This window comes from Nocardia farcinica (assembly GCF_029867845.1).
Taxonomy (GTDB): domain Bacteria; phylum Actinomycetota; class Actinomycetes; order Mycobacteriales; family Mycobacteriaceae; genus Nocardia; species Nocardia farcinica_A.
This window is the reverse complement of the sequence record NZ_JARWRU010000004.1, coordinates 1-2,088: the sequence shown is the minus strand read 5'-3', so window position 1 is coordinate 2,088 and position 2,088 is coordinate 1. Positions and strand designations below refer to the sequence as shown.

Below are 2,088 nucleotides of genomic sequence, written 5' to 3'. Positions count from 1 at the left end.
TTTAATCCCGCGCATCACCCCCCCTAAAACCCCCCCCACTCGGGGCCATTGACACGCGGGTCCGCGGCCCCGGCCCCCCCCCCCCCCCCCCCGGGGGGGGGGGGCGGTGGTCGTATTCCCGGGGCTCGTCCCTTGGTCTCGCCTCAGGGGCGCAGCACCGACACCAGGAACTCGGTCTGGTCGTAGACGACCTGCTCGAACACCTCGTCGAAGTACATGTCGAAATGGCCAACCGGATAACGCTTCACGACCGGGTGCTTGGTGCGCTCGGCGGCCTCGAGCGTCGGCCCCACCGGGGTGATGGTGTCGTTGTCGGCGATCGCGTAGAAGACCGGCGTCTTGATCGCCCTGGTGTGCTTGCCCGGCGCGTCGAACAGCAGCGAGAAGGCCGCGCGGGCGGGCATCTTCGGCTCGTAGGTCTCGCTCTCCTCGGTCAGCCTGCCGAACCCCGCTGGGACGTCGGGCGCGCTCATCAGCGCCGCGGACCGCTTGCGGCCCGCCACCCGCACCCGCACCGGTTTGCGGCGCAGCGGCCCGAAGAACACGTCGGTCAGCGCGATTGCGCTCACCTTGGTCAGGCTGATCAGCCCCTTGGCCCTGGTGGAGGCCCAGCCGCTGGTGAACGGCACCTGGGCCACCACGGCGGCGATGTAGTCGTCCTCGGGGGCCACGGTGAGCACGTGCCCGCCGCCGAGCGAGGTGCCCCACAGGGCGATGCGGGTCTTGTCGATGCCACGCAGGGTGCGGGCGTAGGCGATGGCCGAACGCCAGTCCTCGCGCTGACGGGACAGGCTCAGCAACTGCCTCGGCTCACCCTCGCTGGCGCCGAAATGCCGGTAGTCGAACACCAATACGGCCATGCCCGCCGCGGCGAATCTGCGGGCGTACCTGTCCAGCCCCATGTCCCGTGTGCCCCCCAGGCCGTGCCCCATCACCACGAGCGGGCGGGGCTTGGGGACGCCTGCGGGAGGATACAGCCAGGCGGCGCACCGACCGCCACCTGAGGGAAAACCGACCTCGAGACGTTCCATGACGACTAACCGTACTGGCGTGCCCGCCCGCCGACCGGCCGGGGATGGCGGGGCGGGTACGCTGTTCGAGCGGACGAGTTGGTCGGGCGGCCGCGGCGAGGGGAACGGGCACGGCTGTGCCGCCGCCCTCCGCCGAGGAAAGTCCGGACTCCACAGAGCAGGGCGGTTGCTAACGGCAACCCGGGGTGACCCGCGGGACAGTGCCACAGAGAACAGACCGCCCACGGCCTTTCGCAGGCTGTGTGGTGAGGGTGAAACGGTGCGGTAAGAGCGCACCAGCGCCCCGGGTGACCGGGGCGGCTCGGTAAACCCCGCCCGGAGCAAGGTCGAAGGTCGCATTCGCGAGAGTGCGGCTGCGCAGGTGTTCGAGGGTTGCTCGCCCGAGCCTGCGGGTTGACCGCTCGAGGTACCCGGCGACGGTGTGCCCAGATGGATGGTCGCCACCCGGCGCGAGCCGGGGACAGGATCCGGCTTACAGACCAACTCGTCCGCCCCCGCCCCGGCGGGCGCGCTCAGCACATGTCGCGCTCAGCACATGTACTGCGCGAGTGTGTAGATGGCGTCGGCCTCGTCGGTGGTGGCCGCCGAGCCGGTGCGCTCGACGATCTCGGCGACGGTGGCGTCCCGATTTTCTCCCTCGGCGATCGCGCCGCAGACGGTGGTGAACAATTCCGCGATCTCGCCGTCCGCGCGGCCGCCGGCGAGTTCGGGAAAAGCGTTGGTGTAGGCGATGACGAACATGCTCGCCTTCGCGTTGCCGACCGTTCCCGACTCGGCGGCATCGGCGGCAGGCGCGGCGGAACTCGTGGCGGTGGTGCGCCCGGAATCGGTGGAATGGCCGGAATCATCTGTTCCGCAACCGGCGAGCAACAATACGAACGCGGCGGAGCCTGCCGTCATGGCGGCGGAGAATCTGGTCACGGGCGGGATCGTAGCGCCGCGGAAACGACGTGGCCACCCCAGGGGAAACGGCGGGGGGCGCCGGGGCGGATGGCACCGAACAGGTGGGGAGGGGGGGTAGGAACGGTGGAACAGGGGCACCGTCACCGCCCGGAGC

Annotated in this window: 2 protein-coding genes and 1 other RNA gene; 1 reads left to right on the top strand and 2 read right to left on the bottom strand. The window is 70.5% G+C overall.

Annotated elements, in window-relative coordinates; genetic code table 11:
- Positions 1–143: 143 nt before the first annotated feature.
- Positions 144–1,031 carry an alpha/beta hydrolase gene (locus QH283_RS00055; protein WP_280500972.1) on the bottom strand — a complete coding sequence of 296 codons (888 nt, stop codon included), beginning with the start codon at positions 1,029–1,031 and terminating at the stop codon, positions 144–146.
- Positions 1,032–1,105: 74 nt separating this feature from the next.
- On the opposite strand from QH283_RS00055, the gene rnpB reads away from it, so the two are divergent.
- Positions 1,106–1,522: RNase P RNA component class A (rnpB, locus tag QH283_RS00050), an RNA gene on the top strand.
- Positions 1,523–1,559: 37 nt separating this feature from the next.
- Here the strand turns inward: rnpB and QH283_RS00045 are convergent.
- Positions 1,560–1,952: a hypothetical protein gene (locus QH283_RS00045; protein WP_280500971.1), complete on the bottom strand. Its 393-nt coding sequence runs from the start codon at positions 1,950–1,952 to the stop codon at positions 1,560–1,562.
- Positions 1,953–2,088 lie beyond the last annotated feature (136 nt).